General features: G+C 37.2%; 15 protein-coding genes and 1 tRNA gene. 6 read left to right on the forward strand and 10 right to left on the reverse strand.

All coding sequences use genetic code 11. The features are described 5' to 3' along the window. Nucleotide 1: 1 nt before the first annotated feature. From ACUNWD_RS13085 to ACUNWD_RS13125, 9 genes are all read right to left on the reverse strand, one after another. Nucleotides 2-1,840, reverse strand: a complete 1,839-nt coding sequence (locus ACUNWD_RS13085; protein WP_445588271.1) for an arylsulfatase — start codon at nucleotides 1,838-1,840, stop codon at nucleotides 2-4. 43 nt (nucleotides 1,841-1,883) lie between these two features. Beyond that, the gene (locus ACUNWD_RS13090) at nucleotides 1,884-2,684 is read right to left on the reverse strand and encodes a DUF4886 domain-containing protein (protein WP_445588272.1); all 801 of its coding nucleotides are present in this window, start codon (nucleotides 2,682-2,684) and stop codon (nucleotides 1,884-1,886) included. A gap of 28 nt (nucleotides 2,685-2,712) precedes the next feature. Beyond that, entirely contained in the window at nucleotides 2,713-4,830 is a 2,118-nt protein-coding gene (locus ACUNWD_RS13095; protein ID WP_445588273.1) for a glycosyl hydrolase, read from the reverse strand. Next, on the reverse strand, nucleotides 4,827-5,876 hold the full coding sequence (locus tag ACUNWD_RS13100; RefSeq protein WP_445588274.1) for a nucleoside hydrolase: 1,050 nt from the start codon (nucleotides 5,874-5,876) through the stop codon (nucleotides 4,827-4,829). Before ACUNWD_RS13100 ends, ACUNWD_RS13095 begins: the two co-directional genes overlap by 4 nt. Nucleotides 5,877-5,899: 23 nt before the next feature. Further along, complete coding sequence (locus ACUNWD_RS13105; protein WP_445588275.1) at nucleotides 5,900-7,285, reverse strand: hypothetical protein; 1,386 nt, start codon at nucleotides 7,283-7,285, stop codon at nucleotides 5,900-5,902. A gap of 127 nt (nucleotides 7,286-7,412) precedes the next feature. Continuing rightward, nucleotides 7,413-9,188, reverse strand: coding sequence for a RagB/SusD family nutrient uptake outer membrane protein (locus ACUNWD_RS13110; protein WP_445588276.1), 1,776 nt, complete (start codon nucleotides 9,186-9,188; stop codon nucleotides 7,413-7,415). Nucleotides 9,189-9,221: 33 nt separating this feature from the next. Then, nucleotides 9,222-12,527, reverse strand: coding sequence for a SusC/RagA family TonB-linked outer membrane protein (locus ACUNWD_RS13115; protein WP_445588277.1), 3,306 nt, complete (start codon nucleotides 12,525-12,527; stop codon nucleotides 9,222-9,224). A gap of 152 nt (nucleotides 12,528-12,679) precedes the next feature. Beyond that, the gene (locus ACUNWD_RS13120; protein ID WP_445588278.1) at nucleotides 12,680-13,765 is read right to left on the reverse strand and encodes a FecR family protein; all 1,086 of its coding nucleotides are present in this window, start codon (nucleotides 13,763-13,765) and stop codon (nucleotides 12,680-12,682) included. Between the two features lie 66 nt (nucleotides 13,766-13,831). Beyond that, the gene (locus ACUNWD_RS13125; RefSeq protein ID WP_445588279.1) at nucleotides 13,832-14,431 is read right to left on the reverse strand and encodes an RNA polymerase sigma-70 factor; all 600 of its coding nucleotides are present in this window, start codon (nucleotides 14,429-14,431) and stop codon (nucleotides 13,832-13,834) included. A gap of 421 nt (nucleotides 14,432-14,852) precedes the next feature. Here ACUNWD_RS13125 and ACUNWD_RS13130 point away from each other — a divergent pair, with 421 nt between their 5' ends. Both ACUNWD_RS13130 and ACUNWD_RS13135 read left to right on the forward strand, forming a co-directional pair. Next, entirely contained in the window at nucleotides 14,853-15,170 is a 318-nt protein-coding gene (locus tag ACUNWD_RS13130) for an ISAon1 family transposase N-terminal region protein (protein ID WP_445588280.1), read from the forward strand. Between the two features lie 25 nt (nucleotides 15,171-15,195). Then, nucleotides 15,196-16,179, forward strand: coding sequence for an ISAon1 family transposase (locus ACUNWD_RS13135; RefSeq protein ID WP_445588281.1), 984 nt, complete (start codon nucleotides 15,196-15,198; stop codon nucleotides 16,177-16,179). Nucleotides 16,180-16,303: 124 nt separating this feature from the next. Here the strand turns inward: ACUNWD_RS13135 and ACUNWD_RS13140 are convergent. Next, a tRNA-Met gene (locus ACUNWD_RS13140) sits at nucleotides 16,304-16,377 on the reverse strand. Nucleotides 16,378-16,554: 177 nt separating this feature from the next. On the opposite strand from ACUNWD_RS13140, the gene ACUNWD_RS13145 reads away from it, so the two are divergent. From ACUNWD_RS13145 to ACUNWD_RS13160, 4 genes are all read left to right on the forward strand, one after another. Continuing rightward, a complete protein-coding gene (locus ACUNWD_RS13145; RefSeq protein WP_445588282.1) occupies nucleotides 16,555-16,938 on the forward strand; it encodes an START-like domain-containing protein in 384 nt (127 codons plus the stop codon). Nucleotides 16,939-17,001: 63 nt separating this feature from the next. Then, complete coding sequence (locus ACUNWD_RS13150) at nucleotides 17,002-18,513, forward strand: LptF/LptG family permease (RefSeq protein ID WP_445588283.1); 1,512 nt, start codon at nucleotides 17,002-17,004, stop codon at nucleotides 18,511-18,513. Next, nucleotides 18,488-19,693, forward strand: a complete 1,206-nt coding sequence (locus tag ACUNWD_RS13155; RefSeq protein ID WP_445588284.1) for a glycosyltransferase family 4 protein — start codon at nucleotides 18,488-18,490, stop codon at nucleotides 19,691-19,693. The genes ACUNWD_RS13150 and ACUNWD_RS13155 overlap by 26 nt, the downstream gene beginning before the upstream one ends. Then, entirely contained in the window at nucleotides 19,686-20,873 is a 1,188-nt protein-coding gene (locus tag ACUNWD_RS13160) for a glycosyltransferase family 2 protein (RefSeq protein ID WP_445588285.1), read from the forward strand. The genes ACUNWD_RS13155 and ACUNWD_RS13160 overlap by 8 nt, the downstream gene beginning before the upstream one ends. Nucleotides 20,874-20,932 lie beyond the last annotated feature (59 nt).

The following is a 20,932-nucleotide window of genomic DNA, read 5'->3' on the forward strand; positions in this document are numbered from 1 at the left end:
TTTATTTTCTGGTCACATACACGTAATAGGCACCTGTAATCGCCTCACCATTTGAAGCATCAAACCAAGTATGTAATGTAATTGTACCAGGTTTTAATATCGTTTGGAAAACCACCTTCGTATCTTCATTTTTCACCTCAACTCGTCTTCTAAAATCGGCGTTTTCTCCAGTAATAAATATTTTTGCAACTCCAATAGGTAACGCAGTTTCATTTATACTGGCTTCATTTAAAGGAATATCATATTCTTTTGGCCAACGCCTTAATTCAAACTCATAAAGACCTTCCTGTTCAACCTCCAGCAACCAGTAACTGTTTTTTCGTTCACCTTGTTTTACTTGCCCCTGCTGATCAACGAAAACATCCATCCAATCACACGATGAAAGCAATAGTGGATTCTCATGTTCATTGCCAATAATGATTCTTACCGGCTTATTTGCGATATCCTCAACACCAGACCACCATTTGGCTCTTTTGCTCATTAATGAGCTAACGATTTCAGGATGTTCATCAATAATATTCTTTTTTTGAAGTGGATCGTTCTCCAAGTCATATAATTCTGAGTCTCTCAATAATCGCCAGTTTTTCCAAAGAACAGCCGCTCCACTCTCTTTCATAATGGTATTGCTATAGGGAGACGGATAGTCAAACATAAATGGCATTTCGCTGAAATTGACAAATAAAGTTCTGTCTTCATCAATCGTCTTATCCCCCGCTAAAACTGAAGCTAAACTTTGTCCTGAGAAACTGCCTTCGGCGTAGCTTATTTCGCATAGATCCATAAGTGTTGGAACAATATCCTGAACCTGTGTCAGGCCATCGATGTCTCGTGGCTGATCGAACCCTTTTCCTTTAGGCCAACGAATGAAAAATGGTACACGATGACCTCCTTCGTACAATTGCGTTTTTTTACCGCGCATACCTGCATTATAATAATCAGGTCCAAAGGTGCTCCCATTATCAGTTAAGAATATAAAAATGGTATTATCTGTCAGGCCTTCATCATCCATGAATTTCATAAGCTCACCGACATTCCAGTCTATATTTCGAATCATAGCCAGATAGCGAATAAAGTCATGCCTTTTTCTGGCTGGCATCGATGACCATTGTGAATTTTCAACCACTTCTTTCATTTCTGCAATATCTTCTTCTTTTGCAAAAAATGGTTGGTGAGGTGCATTTGTTGGTAAATAAGTAAAAAACGGTTGCCCCTGATCAAAACACTTTTTCATCCATTCTTTAGCATTCTGAAAGAACACATCAGTACAAAATCCTTTGAAAGTTTCTCGTTTCCCATTCTTTGTATATACATCATCGAAATAGTCATTACCCCAATAATCTGGAACAGAACTAATATGTGATGATGGAAACCAAAGCGTTTCATCAAAGCCCCGGTCTTCCGGCCTAAATGGGTAATTATCACCCAAATGCCATTTGCCAAAGATTCCGGTTTTATACCCATTGTCTGAAAAATAATTGGCAATCGTTTTCACATTTCTTCTCATTAGCGACCGTCCACTACTTACATTAACAGCTCCATTAACCACTGCATCCAAACCGGTCATCAATTGCCCCCTAGTTGGTGTACACATCGGTTCAACATGAAAATCTGTAAACCGAATACTTTGGTCATGTAGTTTATCCAATTGAGGGGTTTGCAGAATAGGATTTCCATGAACCGAAAGCTCACCATACCCCTGATCATCTGTCATTAGTATAATAACATTTGGACGCTTCACCTCTTTGTTGTCAACGTTTGACTGTGAAGTCTCGCTTGTACATGATAATAAAAAACAAGCAATCCACACTGAAATACTATATATCAACACTTTAACTCTCATTGTTCTTTTATTTAAGGATTACAAATTAACGCTTTAAAACAGCTTATCTGGATGCAATAGTTTGGAGGAATTTTGCAGTTTCTTTTTTCATCCCTTTCGGTATATAGGTGATTTCATTCGGGGATCGACCAAATAATTTTCCAAACCATACACAACCTGCCAGATAACAACCATTAATACTGGCATGATACCTGTCTTTTATGCTCCAAAGGTTTATCTCTTTATTTTTTCTTGATGAACGGTGAAAAGCATCGCCGGAAGGCAAGATGGGCAAACTATTATTTCTGGATAAAATGTTATAGTTCTTTTTCAATCGCCTATACATTTGTCCGGAAGTCATTCCAAATTCCTCAAGACGAGAACAGTCTGGCGCATATGCCCAAGTCTCATGAATAAATATCTTGGCTTGCGAGGCATATTTATTAACAAAGTCACATATCTCATTTGCATATGGTTGGTAAGTTTCTGCCTTAAAGCTTAAATAGCTTACTTGCTGAATGGTAACAACATTCCAATAATCTTGCTGCAGAATTTCTTTTAAAGATTTACCGGAATAGGGCTTTAACATTGAATCTAGTTCACATTGTTGTATTAGATTCGCATGTTTCTCCAAAAAGCAACCTCCAATATTGGCTTTACCGATAATAATATTACATCCTTCTACTGATTCAGTTATCCGCTGTAAAAAAAGACATGCATTATCAGCAAAGCTATTACCAATTGTTAGAATTCGAATAGTATCAGATAAATCTTGATGCCTATTACTTTTTGCACTTGTCTGTTGGTTTGTCAACAATATTAAGGCACCAACCAGTATTATCAGAAAAAGGTTTAATCTTTTCATTTAATAAAATTCATTTTAAATTATTATATCACTCTTTAATTATTACACCTTCGTATGAGGTTAACTGGATTGCCATTTCATCCTTCACGTTTGACACCTCTCCATCAACCGGATGCAACAGAAAACCTTTTTTTAAATCTCTCAATGAAATTTTAGAATCAACAGTTGAATTGGAATCATTAAAGACAAAATACACATGCTTGCTATTAATAAACCGATGGGTAAACCTCAATGCAGACTCGGTAGAACCAACCATTAAATCCCTTTGTATCCATTTTTCAATTTGACTATCTATTTTTCCAGAAACTGCATCCAGCTTTATGGTATTTGGCGAATCAAATAGTTCCTTTACAATAGCTTCAATCTTGCTATCTGGAAAGTTTATAGTAGAATTAACGGGAGTTTGACCAATTGCAATTACATAACCACCCTCTTCAACAAAATCTTTCAATTTCGTCATTGCAGCCATCGACAAAGTACTGACGTTGGGAAGAATTACCAGTCTCCATTTCAATTTACCATGAACAAGTCTGCCATCTTTAACTTTTGAATCTTCAATAGCTTTGATGTCGATAATATTATATTCCCACCTGTTTTTGTATAAAATGCGAGCTGTATTTCTAAAAGACTGCTCAATGTAAATGGCTTTAGGATTACCACCTCTAACTGAGTCCCAGCCAGAAACCTGCATAGGTTCAGGAATAAAATCGGCCCAGAGAGACTCTATCGGATAAAGAATTGCAATATCTGCAACACTATGTCCTCCGCGAAGACTTTCAGCAATACGTGCTACATACTGATTAAATTCTTGTTTCTCTTCATCATCTGCATTCGAGAGTTTCAGGTAGTTGTTAAAATCCGTTACTCCCGCTGCCAACTGAATATTCATAAAACCACGAACCCGTTCAGTGGCTGGTTCTTTGCCTCCCAAAGCCCGCTTGTCGATAACCGGGCACGGCTCGCACATTACACGTGACGCCCCAGTGAGCTCAGCAGCACTTGATGCAAGTTTGGTAGCGTGAACAGGCGTATTTTCCGGCAAGCAACTTAAAGCATCAACTCCTGGTGCATCCATCTGCCTAAAACATGACATGACACTACCATACAAAGGCACATGAGCCATCATGGTTTCCTCCAATAGCAAATGTCCCCCTGATTTGATGTTATGCTGAGCACACCAATCTTTTAGCTGTTTGAAATAATTAAGTGAAATCAACTCACTAATGGTATGAAAATATTGGTGCCGAATTTTCTGCCCCCCACCCCCTTTGTCATTAAATAATTCCAAAAGTTTGTCCTCCGGCTTATATCCATATTTCTTTTCTATAGTCTGTGAAACTAGTTCTGTCCATGGGATAACACTCCATTTCTCCTTAAAAAAAGAAATCGCCATTAGCGAAGGTTCATCGGTAAAAGTTGATGCAAAGTATTTGCCCGGATCTTTCCCCAACAACTCTGCATACTTCTTATGCGTGATATCTATAAATGCCTGAGTTACCTCCGGGATCATTAATGAAGGGTAATGCGAACTAAGTTTTTCCCGTGGTGCATGGGGGTTCATGGATACCTGAAAATGATGATATAAGTTATTTTTGTAGAAAACAATTAACCGCCATTCTCCATCAGGAGCTTTCCAGTTCAATATATTCTCAACTAGATAACCTTCAAGATCTAAAGTATCCGTTTTATTTATGGCATAAACATTTATTATTTCACCCTTAGGCAAACCATATTTAAACTGTCCTCCAGTTACCAGTGTATCTTGTTTAAAAATTCCTTTTGCTTCCCACTCTTCATTTTGCAGAAAAACTCTTCCTCCAGCACTTCCTGAAGGATATCCTTGTTCATCATACAGCCACAATTCCATGCTATTGGCTTTTGCCAATTCACAAAACGACTTAAAAGCATTCATGCCTGATTCTGTCAAATAATCATTGTAGCTGAAATTTACAGCAAACCCTCCATATCCTTTTGAAAGATAATTATCAATCAAACTCAGTTGTTTATCCTTATCTGAAGATATATAATGGATATTCTGGTTCATCCGAAATGTATTGGGCAAATGATCAGGAGCTTGTTTCTGTTGTGCTATCAAACTCCATGAACCAACTATCAGAAATATTATTAAAAGAAAAGCTCTTATCATTTTTGTGATTTTGGCTGATGCATCATTAAATCCTCAATTATGGTTGTTAATGAATCTGGCTGCATTTTCATTACTAGGTGCTTATGCTTGCCATTCGGGTCATTTTTCCAATAGTTACTACCGTCCTTACTTGTAATAAAACATCCTGCTTGATATTTAAAATATGGATCAAAACCTTTTACCGCAGCTAATACGGCTGTTTGATCCCAGCTTCGTCGGCCTTCTTTGTCGTAAGGGCGTTTAGGGATACTTATTGCGTAGGCCATTCTTATCGGATTCTCCTCAGAGCAATCATTTATCAAGCGTAATCCAGTCTTGATTTGTAGGCCTATTTCAAATCCACTAAATATGATTGGGGTTGGCCAGTTATCAATAGCGTAAACAGAAGATGTCGAATCTTTTCGAACATTGGCTTCCTTACCCTCAGGGAAGCCACCGGCCATTGCAACCCAATGCTTGACTTTTTGAGCAACCAAATCACGACCATCTAGAGATGACAAAGAATCTGGCTTCGACAACAGCAAGTTTTTTAAGTTTGTGAGGAAACCCACTGAAATAATAGTAACTGAGGTATCCGGTTGTTCAGATAAAATTCTTCGGTAAACTTCAACCGCATCCGATGCTTCATCGTTCGATTGGTATTTATGAGGGAAATGTGCAATCAGGGAATCGGGCCAGTGAAGTTCTCTCGAATCTTGAGAAACACCGCCTTCCTTCAAAACTCCAATTGGGATTTCTGGTCTACCAAAGTAAGTATTAATTACATCTATCGTAGGAACAACCAACGGACTTCGATTGGATGCCATCGTCGCTAATATTTCAATGTACCCGCTATCGGCAAATGCATGCAGCATGGCTATTGCACCCACATCATCATAATCGCCTTGAATGTCTGTATCAAAGATTACCGATATAGGATTAGTCGATTGATTTTTTGCATTTTGATTTTGCTTTCCTGTTGTACAGGATATAATTAGGAAGCAACTACTAATCAATATGAAATTGATAAGATTGATAAAGTTCAAATTAAATTTTCTTTTTGTCATTTTCATTTTATTCATAGCAAAAATTAAGGCTTAGTATTATCTGCCGGATTCATTCCCAACCATTTCCCAGCAGCTATAACAAAAGGGTTATCCGTACTATGAGAGACCGCAAACTTTGATGTGGCTGCAGCTCTTCCCCAGCCATAAACAGTGACCAATGAAGCCCCTTTTTTAAACATGGAATCAAAATAATCATCAGCAATAGCGAATGATCCATCTACTCCACGAGCATAACCTTCCGCACATGCAAAACTTTGTTGAGTATTATCAGCTTCTTTTATTCGTAAGGTTAAGGTGTACAAGTCGTAAGGAGCCGTAACAGGTGACATGGTAAACCCAGGAATACAGTAGTCGTTTACAGCAGTCCAAATTGGTGGATAGTTAGAAATTACCTTATTTTGAGCAGATCGGATTCCAACAATATGACTGAATATTTTTTCCTTCGGAACTCCCGCATTATACGCAGTTTTTGAAAGCAATTCAATATAGTCGTGTAAAACTGTATCCAGTGCTGAGAGACTATATTCGTCATAACCTTTTAAATGCAACGAATGATAACCAAACTCTGTAGCCTCCCACAAAGGCATTTGATCTCCTGCCAAGGAATTGACAGGCAAATTATTTCGGTTAATATTCGTGTTATTAATAGAATAGTCAGGAATATGGGTTTCCCAACCAATCGCCATTCCTGCAAACAGATATTCTTTTCCTTCTGCAATTAGTTGATTATATCTTTGCATCAAAGGATCAAGAACTCCATCCTGCATTTGAGTGGTCACAAATTTGCAAAAACCTGGAGATTGAAAACAAGGAAAAGCTTCCACATGTATCCATGACCCCCAATTAAACCAATAATACGGCAACCTTCCATGTGATTGTCCGCCCCAGTCTTCTTCTGCCGTTGGAAAATCCACCCACTCACACCAGTCTGGATTTTCATAAAATTTTGGTGTAGCTCCCGAACCAAAAGCATCTGTATAATTATTGCAATCATCTAACTGAAAATAAACAGGCACATCAAATTCTTCAGCTAAATCAAAGGCTTTGTTTACCTGATAATTCATCTCCTCAATAGACTGAGTGAGCAACATGGGGCCAGGTAGGCCATAGGCATATTTATACGGACTATCTTCTTCTAACTCTCCAAAGATTTTAGGAATCTCCTCAACAAAAGTGTATCTTTTGTTGGCATCTTTTCCCCCGTTCATGCTAGCTGCCTGATCAACACTTGTATTTGTTAGAAAAAAGACGATGTAACGATCTTCGATTTCTGATGGATATGGATCTTCCAGATCAGATGGATATGGCTTTTCACTTTCTGTTGAGTCACCAATATCATCTTTTTTACAATTGCTTATACAAACAACTAAAAATAAAAAGGCAATTAGCCACATAACTCTTTTTCTCATGGCAAAATAATGATGAGTAACACATACAGATAATTGCACAATCATCTGCAAATGAAGAATAAAAGAAATGAAATAATCTTTCCCGTATATCAATCAACACACGGGAAAGACTATTAGAAATGGAATACTATTCGTATCCTGGATTTTCGACTAGATTTGGATTATTGGCCGTCCGGTTTAAAGTAATTGGCAAATAATAGTGACGGGCAAGGAACAACGGTTGATTAACCGTACCATCAACCTGCTCCATAATCTCTAACTTAAATTTGCCAGTATTGTAATCAAGAATATAACGCAAGCCTGATCCATTTTTTGATAGTTCAACTTCTGCAGTTCTCCATCTTCTAAGATCCCAATAACGGTGATTTTCAAAAAGAAGTTCCACTTTCCGTTCATGCCGTATCTTTTCCCGATCAATCGATGATAAAGTTGCAATCCCAGCTCTCTCCCGAATCTGATTTACGGCATTCAATGCATCATCGGGTCTATTCAACTCATATGCAGCTTCAGCATAATTCAAAAGAATTTCACCTAAACGGAATACCAGAAAATCTGTTGAAGATGTTCCCCAACCAATCGTATTATCATGAGCTTCATCCAACATTTTCAATACACCAAAACCTATACCTGTTGAAAATTGATGTGTTCCCATTGCCAAAATCCCCTCGTATGACCCAGTTGTCTGCAACGTCCCATCAGCCTTAAGAATTCCGTTATGAAAATCCAAAGTCGTACCTTTCCAAGGTGTATCCTGGGTATAAACAGAAGCAAAGAATCGAGGATCTTTATCTTTCCAAAGTTCTTCTGTTGTCCATAAACCTTCAGTAATAGCTTCACGATCCAACTCCCCGGACCTTCCGTCGATATATTCAAACGATTCAACAATCTCAAGATAAACACCATCGCCGTTTCCAGCTGCAACTCCATTGGGAAGTGGTGTTTCTATGAAATCCCATCCCCATCCATTTCCTCCTTGTTGAGAGTTTACTTCATCGTGAATAAGAGCGAAAATCACTTCGGAGTTATTTTTATCAATAAATAGATTCCTGAAATTCATTGCTTTGTCGGCGTCCTGATTATACAATGCAAATTGTCCACTGTTGATAATCTGACTCGCGGCATCAAAGGATTGCTGATAAAAACCATTGGCTTTTCCTGCATCAATCCCTACAACGCCGTTCAGCTGTACCGTACCATACTGAGCAATACTACCTGCATACAATGCAGCCCTACATTTCAATGCCAATGCAGCGTATTTTGTTGGTTTTCCATACTTCACAGATGCCTTTTCCTGCGGTAGGTCATTTACAATAGCATCCATTTCACTAATGACGAAATTATAAATTTCCTCTTCTTTATTCCTTGGAAGAAATAGCTCTTCTTCAGGTGCAGCAATATCTTGAGCCTCTGTTATCAGCGGAACGCCACCATACCTTTTAGCCATAGAAAAGTATTGGAATGCCCTAAGGAAACGTGCTTCTGCTATATTCGCTTTTTTTGTCGCTTCATCAAGTGGACTTTCCGGAATCCTCTCAATAAACTCATTCAACCTTCTATTTATTCGGTAAGCGTTTTCCCACCATTCAAAAAGCCCTCCATTAATATCCAGGCCACCTCGCCTATATTTATTGGCATTTCCTCCCCAATTAAGTCTTGTTTCTCCACCAACTTTAATGGGATATGTGATTTGAAACCAACCAACTCCATTAGTAATTCGATTATTATTTACTTCATTTACGAAAATATAAGTATCAGCCCACAATTGAGTTATGTACGAATCAATTAAAGCTGGATCATTCCATACCGATGCATCAGATATTATTCCTAGCGGCTTCTTATCCAATATATCCTCTGAACAAGAGAATAAAAAAATCAGACAAGTTATATAGATTATCTTTTTCATAGTTTTAAATTAAAATATTACAATCACCTATTGTTATAATGAAATATTTACACCCAGAGATAACATTCTCTGCTGTGGATAATATTGGCCTGCCCTACCAGAAGGCATTTCAGGATCAATATCATAATCCTTTATATTCTTACTAATGAATGTAAGTAAGTTGGTACCGGCAAAATATACTCGTAGCTTGCTAAACCCTATTTTCTGGATAAAACGATTCGGGAATGTATAACCAAGACTCAAACGTTTCAACCTCAAATAACTAGCAGATTTTAATTGATAATCCGACATGCTGCCGTTTAAACTTGAACCACCTAAACGTGGCACTTTAGCATTTGCGTTGTTATTATCTTCCGTCCACCTAAGATCATATCTGGCTGTTGGGGAAATTGCATCCTGTGGATCCAGATCTACGCTAACGTAATGCCCCAAAGCCCCCTGAAATAATGTTGCCAGATCGAAATTCTTATATTGTAGATTTCCAGTTATACCAATCATCCAATGAGGAGTAGTTCCATTTCCAATTTCAACTTGGTCTTTCCAATCTAGAATTCCATCATCATTGGTATCAATGAATTTAACATCACCCGGACGCAAAGTCACGTTATCTTTTTGATCCTGGTCGAATGGCAAATTATCAATTTCCTCCTGTGAAGTAAATAAACCATCTGACAAATAACCGAAAACCCGATCCGTCCATTGACCAGATTGCTGTGATATTCGTTGTTGGTCTGGATCAGTATATTCAGGCTCTTCAAAATGATCCCATTTAGCCCTCGACCATGAAATGTTACCGGACAGATCCCATCTTAGTTCACTTGATCTTCCCCGTGTTCCTAAAAGTAGATCAAAACCCCTATCGTTTAAACTATTAAGATTTTCCTGAGGTAAGCTTGCACCAAACGTGTTCGGGAGCGTAGCTAACTTCGTTCCAGGAATTCCTTCCCGCTCACGATAAAACACATCCGATTCACCATATAGTTTTCCTCCAAACAACTCGAAATCTATACCTGCATTATAAATCGTAATATCTTCCCACGTTAAATATGGGTTTGCTAAACCAGTTGTAATTAACCCCTGGCTAATAGTGGTGCCTTCAAAGATATAGGTATCATCAAATCGATATCCTGACAGGTACTGAAAGTTTCCAACATTATCATTCCCAGAACGACCATAATTTGCTCTTAATTTTAACTGATCCAGAAAGCCTACTCCTTTCATAAAGCCCTCTTCTGTCATTCTCCAGCCAATAGAAACGCTAGGAAAGAATCCCCATCGTTGATCTTCTCCAAACTTCGCAGATGCATCTGCTCTAAAGGTTGCCTCCAGCAAATATTTGTTTTTATAATCATACGTGAATCTTCCGATATAACTTGCCCGTCCCATTTCTCCTGCAGAACCATCACTTAACATGCCTTCCTGGCTGCCTGCAAATAACTGGTCAATTTCATTCGTCAAGAATCCCTTCCTATTAGCTTTGATCCAATCACTCTTTACATCAATAACTTCATACATAGCCAAAGCAGTCAGATGATGTTTATCAGCAAATGTATTCTCATAGTTTAAAGAAAATTGGCCGGTAAGAGTTCGATCCCTTCCTTTTTGAATACTAAGTTCCACATCATGCCTTGAAGCGGCTTGGGTATATATATCCGCTGCATAATCATAATGATAAAGGGTGAATGATTTTAGAAAATGCTTTTGAGTGTAATAATTTTTCAAGTAATTCCCAAAAACCTTAGCTGACAGTCCTTTGATTTTTTTAAAATCATATGTCAATGCCAGTGTTGTATTTATATTTTCATTATCAGTATCCGTATATCCCCAGGTATCCCTGTTAGTAACCACATTTGCAGGAGCAATATCGTCACGATAATGGGCACTCGGTATTTTAGACGGATCAGGAAAACTCTCAGGAATTGTAGGAGAAGTAACCCAAATAGCATTCCAGATACTCTGTGTCCAATCCCGACCAGTAAAGTTCCGATCTTCAACAATACCGGAAATATCAAATCGCAAGCTTAAATTGTCGAGAATTTTTGCGTCAAGGTTAGACTGCAAATTATATCTCTTATAAAATGCATCACTTTCTTTCCACATTGTTTCCTGATCCAAAAAGCCAATTAATCCATAATACTTTACCTTTTCACTTCCACCTGTAACCGATAAATTATGCTGATATTGAGGTGCCCAATCCTTAGTCAGTACATCTAGCCAATTGGTATTTGGATACTGGGGATCACCGCCTTCATAAAATTTTTGAATTTCCTCCAGAGTGTAAGGTACATTCTCCATCGGGCTACCTTCCTGTATCCATTCTTCTCTCGCCATCTCTGCATATTGCCCTGAATTAACAGGAGTTGGAAACTTAGTTACTCCTTGTAAGGTTACAGAAGAATTTAAAGAAATAGTAGGTTTGCCAATATTTCCCCTTTTAGTAGTTATCAAAATTACCCCATTACCTGCTCTTGCGCCATAAATTGATGCAGAACCATCCTTCAAAATAGAAACTGATTCAATCTGATTAGGATCGATATTATTGAAGCTTGTCTCAACACCGTCAACAATTACCAATGCACTACCAAATCCACGGATACTTAGGCTCGCAGCATCTGCACCTGGTTGTCCACTTCTTTGAACAGAAATTAAACCAGGCAATTTACCACCTAAAAGTGTTGAAGTACTGGCTGCAGGAGCAACAACCAAATCGTCAGCCTTTATTGATGATACTGAACCAGTAATATTCCCTTTTCGCTGCGTTCCATAACCAATTGCAACAACTTCGTCAATACCAACAGACTCCTCCTCCAACATTACATCAATAATCGATTCTTTGGTAACCATTATTTCCTGCGTTCGCATTCCAATAAATGAAAACACCAGCACCGAATTTTCCGTTATACCTGATAACGAGTACAATCCATTACTATCAGTAATCGTTCCATTAGAAGTCCCTTTTATTATGACAGTTACTCCAGGTAAGGGAACTCCAGAATTATCAGTGACTTTTCCAGAAACACCTTTGTTCTGTTGTGCTCTTTTTACATTCAATGCGACAACGTTATTTTCAAATAGCTGGTACGACAACTCGCTTTCATCAAATATTGCTTTTAAAGCTGTTTCAATGTCGGCATCTATGACATCGACATTGACCACTTTACCTGCATCGATATCATCATTTCTGTAAATAAATTTGTAGTTCGAGCTACTCTCAATTTCCTCAAGTGCTTGCCTAATTGTTACATTCTTTTGAGAAATACTAATTGTTCCCTGCGAATAAACAGCCCCCGAAACATGTAGTATAGACAGAAGCATAAAAAATGATACCCATCTAAACATAATCCAAAATTTTTTAGTTTTCCCCTTTATAAAAGAGAAAACGAATCGTTTTTTTTTCATAGTTTTGTACTGAATTAGTTATTAAACATTTACTATTCATGAACCGGTCAATTTCTGCTACAAATTGCCCGGTTCGGCTTTTTTCATAAATCCTATTTTTTAATTATTATTTTATCCTGACCAATATTGTAATTAAAATTCGAAGTAAACTGAAGCGCCTTAAGTGCCTGATCAATACTAATTTCATCAAAAACTCCTGAAAAGCGATACTCTCTAGCCACTTCGTCCTGAAATTCAATATTCGTGTTATAGCGTCGTTCCAACTTAATAGCTATGCTCTCAAATGTTTCGTTCTTGAAAACCATCTTTCCATCTTTCCATGCTATAATTGCACTGACATCTATATCTTCATTTATGATCAATTTTTCACTTAATCTTCTATTAGCTTCGCTTAATGGAATATCAGCAGCCAAAAGATTATCTTCCATCAACAAACCTTCCTTTTTGATAAAAGTAGCTTGTTGATTTGGTCTAAGCGTGTAAATTCTTTGTTCTTGATTTTCCCCTTTACTTCTGTTCAGAGCGATTTTACCTTCTATCAGGGTAGCCTCAATTAATCCTTCTTCCTTGTATGATTTCAAATTAAAAACAGTACCTAATACCTGGATATCTATATCAGTTGTTTTTACTTCGAAAGGTCTTGTTTTTTCTTTAGCGACATCAAAATACCCTTCACCTTCCAGTTGGACTATCCTCTTGTTATTTTGGAAATGAGAAGGATAGGTAAGTTTACTTTTGGCATTTAACCAGATCTTTGTTCCATCTTCAAGTGTTACAAGACTTTTAGCGCCTGCCGGTGTTTCTACGCTTTGATAAACTGTTTCAACTAATTCAATTGATTCGTGCTTGTAAAAAAAGCTTTTCTGAACAAACCATGTTAATCCAATAGCAATTACTGCAGTTGCAGCATATCCAATAAAGAGACTTGCCCTTCTTTGTGAAATAGAGGCAAATCTGCTCTTATTCAATTTTAATAAAACTTTCTTATATGCATGAGACTCGTCATAATTGTCTGCATTTATGACAATCTCAGAAGCATTGTAGGCAATCTCAAATTCTTTGAAAGTTTTTTTATTTTCCTCACTGCTATTTTTCCAGTTCAGAATCATTTGGCCTTCTTCCTCACTAGCCCGTCCCGATAAAAACTTAACTATTATATTCTCATTGATTTCTAACATATTTATTGACTTCTTATTGGTAAGACAAAATAAAAAGGAGTATCAGTAAAAAGAAATTCATTTTTTTTAAAAAAAATTTCCAACGAATACGAATACTACTGTAATAGAATACTTTAACAATTCTCTTAATTTGGAAAGTGCTATAGAGATTTGTTTCTGAACAGTATTAGTTGAAACATTTAACCGATTTGCGATTTCTTTAATCGATAGATTTTCCTTACGGCTCAACAAAAAAATCTCCCGGCATTTTTCTGGCAAAGTATCTATTGCTTTAAATATCTCCTGTTCAAGTTCTTTTGCAATAATAGCAGAAGTTCCATCTTCTTCACTAATTTGAGCAAAAAGTTCCGCTTGAGCTACTCTAATAAATAACTCCTCCCTATTCTTTTGGTGAGCAAGTTTTTGTTTTAGATGATTTATACTTTGATTTCGAACAGACTGATACAAATATGAGGAAATAGATTTTTCGATCGTCAGGCTTTCCCTTATCTCCCAAAATTTCAGAAAAACCTGCTGAACGACTTCTTCCGATTCAAAGTGGTCAAGCTTGAACTTCTTCGCGTAATAACAAAGAGGTTTATAATATTTGCAGAAAATAGTTTCAAAAGTATGAATTGAACCACTTTTCAATCTGCCAACTTGGAATCCCCCACTACTTTCTTCCATTTATTTTTTCTCTTTTTATTAAAGATTTTGGTAGTATAAATGTATTAAATAAATTTTTTTGCCTCCAAATGGTTTAGTGGAGTCAGCAGCATCAGAAAACAATTGTTCCATTTTTTTATTTGCAAACAAGAAGAAAATAAAATTCAAATCGGAATTCAAAAGGCATCAAAATCAATGCATTTGAATCAAAAAAACAAGCGAACTATTTCTTTTGCCCCATTTTTCGCTATGATATAGAATCAGTATATTATAATCTCCGGTTCAAAAACAACTGGTAAAGAAAAAACACACGGTCTAGAAGGTGCAGACCATTTAATTTTTTAATGCATTTCAATATCTTGCACAGGAGGCTCTAATTAGCCAACTCTAGATGGATCAGTTCATAATTTATGTTGATGGATAAGTTCTTTATCTTTCGTGCATGGAAATCTCATTATTATTAAAGCATCTTTTACCGTCAGAGTTATTTGAATATTTTGATTTGGTAGACCTGAAAGAAACAAGTGACAATACCTTGTCATTTTACCTTGACGAGAAAAATATAAAACCACAAGACTTGTTAAGCAAAGAGTTGGTTTCCAACGGATTTAACAACCCTATCACTATCCAGGACTTTCCATTGCGGGAGAAAAGAGTCTACCTGATTGTAAGGCGTCGTAAATGGAAAGATAAAGAAACAGGAAATATTTATAACCGCACATGGGATTTGACGGCAAAAGGGACCAGCTACTCCAAGTAGTTTGCTGCTTTTTTAAAAGGGTTATTTGGACAATTACCCCATTAGCAGCAAAAGCCTTGAAAAACATTACCAGATCCATGGTGACCATTTGGGTCAGCAATACAAGGATCACTTGAGCGGTTACAACCAATGGGAACAGAAAGGACATGCACAGGAATGGATGCTGTTCCCAGCTAACTTAGGGCCACGGTTAAGTATTGACGAAACCTCTTTATCAAACGGGGAACTTTACACTATCCTTACGAATAAGGCAGCTAAAGGTCAAAAAGGGATACTGGTTGCCATGGTCAAAGGGACCAAATCAGAAACGGTTATCGACGTATTGTTGCAGATTCCAAAGAAGTTGCGGAATAAGGTAGAAGAAATTACACTGGACATGGCAGGTTCTATGAATCAAATTGCAAAACGTTGTTTTGGTAAAGCAACGAAGGTCATTGACCGTTTTCATGTACAGAAGCTGGCGTATGATGCCCTGCAGGAGATGTGCATCAAGCACCGGTGGGATGCTATCAATGAAGAAACCAATGCCATAGACAATGCCCGCTGGGAAAAGAAAGAGTATATGCCTTTACGCTTTGAAAACGGTGATACCAAAAAACAGCTGCTTGTCCGCAGCAGGTATTTACTCTTCAAATCACCAAACAATTGGTCTGATAACCAAAAAGTAAGGGCAAAAATCCTGTTCGCACAATATCCTGATATGAGACAAGCTTTTGGCCTAACCCATTCTTTGCGGATGATCTTCTCCCATACAAAGGATAAAGGGATTGCACTAACGAAACTGGCTCGGTGGTACAACGATGTTTCAGAATCAGGATTTAACGCATTTAATACGATCTCTGCAACTATTTACACCCACTACAAAGAAATATTAAACTTCTTTGAAAACAGGTGCACCAATGCTTCTGCGGAATCATTCAATGCCAAGCTAAAATCTTTTAGAGCATGTTTAAGAGGTGTGAAAGATATTACTTTCTTCCTTTTTAGGGTAGCTAAAATTTACGCCTAGAATTATTAAATCCCCAACAATATGAATTGATCCAGAAAATGCCTTCGAGCCCTGAATGTGCCCCAATATATAAAGCAAGAATCTGTAATTGTATGAATTACAGATTCTTATCTGGCTCTTTATGTAGCGAGAGGCGGGCTTGAACCGCCGACCTCATGATTATGAATCATGCGCTCTAACCAGCTGAGCTACCTCGCCATCATTTTTTTGAACTTTGAACAACTTAATTTATCGTTGTCATCTCCAAAAATGCGGTTGCAAATATAGTATTTATTTTTTTTCTGCCTTTAGAAAATGACTTTTTTTTAAGCTCCTTTTATTTTGTTGATTGATTTATTCTCCCAGATTCGCTATATTGCAGCAAATGATAAGATAATGGCACTAAAATCTAAGATACAACTTGAATTCCCAATAAACTGTTCCCCAAAGGTTTTGTACAATCGACTAAGTACTGCTTCCGGACTTGCGGAGTGGTTTGCGGACGATGTTAAAGTGAAGGGTAAAAATTTCATATTTGTATGGGAAGGAAGCGAGCAACATGCTGAAAAGACACTTCATAAAGAAAGTAAATTGGTTCGCTTCACTTGGCTGGACGATGAAGAAGAGGGTACCTATTTCGAATTTAGAATTAATAAAGACGAACTTACCGGTGATGTTTCACTAATTGTTATTGACTTTTCAGACGAAGATGAAGAAGAGGAAACAACTGATCTTTGGAACTCTCAAATATCAGACTTAAAACACATACTTGGTTGTTAAGCAATTTTTAACTTTTTAATTCTCCAAAATACCTTAGTTTTGTAATCGTTTCCAATAATATATATGAAGCGTTTACATCAATTTATACTGAAAAGCTTTTTAGGTCCATTTGTGATGACCTTCTTTATTTGTGTTTTCATCCTGCTCATGCAGTTTCTATGGAAATACGTAGATGATATGGTCGGTAAAGGATTAGAGTGGAATATTATTGTCGAGCTATTAATTTATGCCTCGTTTGCACTAATTCCTTTAGCTTTCCCTTTAGCTATGCTACTTGCCTCCATTATGACATTTGGGTCACTTGGCGAGAACTACGAATTAGTTGCCATCAAAGCTTCGGGTATTTCATTATTTCGAACAATGCGCCCTCTTTTTTTAGTGGCAATCCTTCTTACCATGTTAGCATTTTACTTTGCCAACAATATTCTCCCGGTTACGAATCTTAAGTTTTACGAACTTATGGGTAGCGTGAAGCGTCAAAAACCTGAGATGGTAATTAAAGAGGGAGTTTTCACCAACGACATTGATGGATTTAGCATTCGTGTAGAACGGAAAAGTAAAACCAGCAATATGCTCTACAAAATCCTTATTTATGATCACAGAACAAAAAAGGGAAATGTAGAGGTAACAATTGCCGATTCTGGAACTATGAAAATATCAGAGGATAAGAAATTCATGGTTTTGACCTTATATGACGGACAAACTAGCACCGATATTGACGAATCCAAAGTACGAGCGAAAGATAGAAGATATCCCTTTAGAAGAAATCAATTTAAAAAGGAGATCATCAATATAGACCTAAAAGGGTTCGATTTCCAGCGTGTTGACGGAAATATATATCGGAATTCTTATCGAATGCTGAACATTGGTCAGCTTAATCATTTTGAAGACTCCTTGAACACCGATTATAAATTACGGGTCCGGCGTTTTGCCTTAGGATTGCATTATAACAAACCAACAAACCGCGAATTGGTTAATCTCACTCAACCCATCGATTCTCTAAAATTAGATCTTAATTTTAAAGCTGATTCAATTGTTGATTACGCCAGCATCCTTGCCAGTCTTAATAAAATTGAGCAAAATGAAGTTTTGCGCGCAGCCATTTCACAGGCGCGAAACAATCTTCAACAAATTGATCAAAATGAAATTCAGCTTTATAACCAGAAAAAGATATTGAACAAATACAGCATGGAGAAACACCGAAAGTTCACACTCTCTGTTGCCTGCCTTATTTTCTTTTTTATTGGAGCACCGTTGGGTGCGATTATCCGCAAAGGAGGACTAGGAATGCCTGTTGTTGTTTCAATATTACTTTTCATTACTTATTACATGGTGTCAATTTCCGGTGAAAAATTTGCACGCGAGGATGTGTGGAGCATGTTCAAAGGAATGTGGTTCTCAACTTTAATATTTTTGCCAATTGGTCTTTACTTAACATACAAGGCTGCAAATGATTCGGGAATGATGAACATTGAAACTTATCAGTACAATATCAAACGTTTTATAAACTTTATTTTCTTCCGTAAAAAAAGTCACGAAGAAGCCGGAAATGAAAATTCTTCAACTGACCAATAAGGTACCGTGGCCTCCAAAAGATGGAGGGGCTATTGCAACTTTGATGCTCACCAAAGGATTTATGCTACTTGGACATCAAGTTACTGTTTTAGCAATGAACACCCTCAAGCATCATATTAAGGAAGATAATATCCCCGAACATTTAAGAAAATCTATTAATTTTCAACTTGTCGATGTTCCTGCCAAAATTACCAACTGGGGAATGTTATCAAATTTGCTTTTCTCAGAACTACCGTATAATGCTGTTCGGTTTATCGATGAGAATTATAGTCGAAAATTAATTCAATTGCTGGATGAAACTAATTTTGACATTATTCAACTCGAGGGACTTTACCTCTGCCCATATATTCCTTTAATAAGGAAACATAGCAACGCCCTTATTTCATATCGGGCACACAATGTTGAATTTGAAATTTGGGAAAGAAGTGCATCATTAAGTCCGGGCCTCAAAAAGCTCTACCTGAAAATACTTTCACGTAGAATTAAAAAGTTTGAGTTATCGTTGTTAAATGATTATGATGCAATGGTTTCTATCACAGAAAGAGATGGAGCCATCCTTGATGAATTGGGGAATGAACGTCCCAGACACACAACTCAAACGGGCGTTGACCTTTCATACCTGGTTCCAAAAGCAAAAGATCTTGAATATCCATCGTTGTTTCATATTGGAGCTCTTGACTGGTCACCAAATCAGGAAGGATTAATTTGGTTTCTAGATAAATGCTGGTCAAAAATTAAAGCTCTACACCCTGATCTCAATTTTTATATTGCGGGAAGAAACGCCCCCGAATGGTTCGTGAAAAAAATCAAGAGCTGTAATATTCAATATATGGGAGAAGTAGATGATGCCTACCATTTTATGAATTCCAAAGCAATCATGATTGTGCCTTTAAATTCTGGAAGTGGTATGCGTGTGAAGATAATTGAAGGAATGGCTTTAGGCAAAGCAATTGTCTCCACATGTATTGGCTCCGAAGGAATACCTACAACACATGAGAAGAATATACTTATTGCGAATGATGAAGATTCATTTGTAAGTGAAATTGGCAGATTAATAAATGATCGTTCATTATACGACACACTTTGTAAAAATTCCGTGAGTTTTATTCACGATAAATTTAATAACTTGACGATCACCGGTGACCTAATCAATTTCTACAAGAAACATATTCATGATTAAAATATTCTTCTTGATATTATTGATAGTTGTTTTCTACACGTACGTGGGCTATGCCCTTTTGCTTTGGTTTTTGGTCATCATCAAAAGAAGTCCAAAAGAAGAGGAAAAAGTTCAAAATGTGAAGAATCGCGAACTACCCCGGGTGTGCATGTTTGTTACGGCTTATAACGAAGTGGAATACGTTGATCAAAAAGTAAATAATACCTACAGCTTAAATTATCCAAAAGATAGGCTTCAGTATCTGTGGCTAACAGATGGTTCCAATGACGGAACTCCTGAATTATTAAAAAAGTATCCTCATATTCAGGTTCAACACCAGATTGAACGTAAAGGCAAAATAAATGCCATGAATCGTGGGATGAATTACGTTCAGGCTCCAATCATTATTTTTTCCGATAGCAATACGGTTTTAGCGAAAGACACTATTATAGAGATTGTAGAGCAATTTGAAGATCCAAAGGTCGGTTGCGTTGCTGGTGAAAAAAGAATAGTCGATCAAAAGGATGACAATGCTGCCGGCTCCGGGGAGAGCATCTACTGGCAATTTGAATCTTTTATCAAGAATATGGACTCGCAGCTTAATTCGGCAATCGGTGCTGTTGGTGAACTATTTGCGATTAGGAGAGAACTTTATGAAGAAATTGAAAATGACACCCTACTGGATGATTTTATTATCTCTCTTCAAATAGCGAAAAAAGGATATCGAATTGCTTATACTCCCAAAGCATACGCAATTGAATCGGCTTCTGTAAATGTTAAGGAGGAGTTAAAACGTAAATCCCGGATTGCTTCTGGTGGAATACAAACCGTTATTCGAATGCCTGAGCTTCTGAATCCGTTTAAATATGGCCTATTGAGCTTTCAGTACATCTCTCATAAAGTATTACGATGGACCATTGCTCCTTTTGCGCTGTTCCTGCTATTTATTATTAATTTTTTAATTTTAGCTCAGGCAAATCTTTGGTTCGAAACCACCTTCTACACCTTATTCTTTTATCTTCAATTAATTATGTACTTCGCTGCTATAATTGGATGGATTATTGAGAATCAGAAATTAAAACTCAAATTCTTCTTTATCCCCTATTATTTCACGGCAATGAATTACGCCTCAATCAAAGGTATTTTTCGCTACCTACTAGGACTTCAATCTGTGGTTTGGGAAAAATCCAAACGAGCATAGCTGTCTAATATCATTTGTAAATTGATTATTTTCCTTAGTTTTGCAACGGCATTTGAAAA

This window comes from Sunxiuqinia sp. A32, from assembly GCF_052690465.1.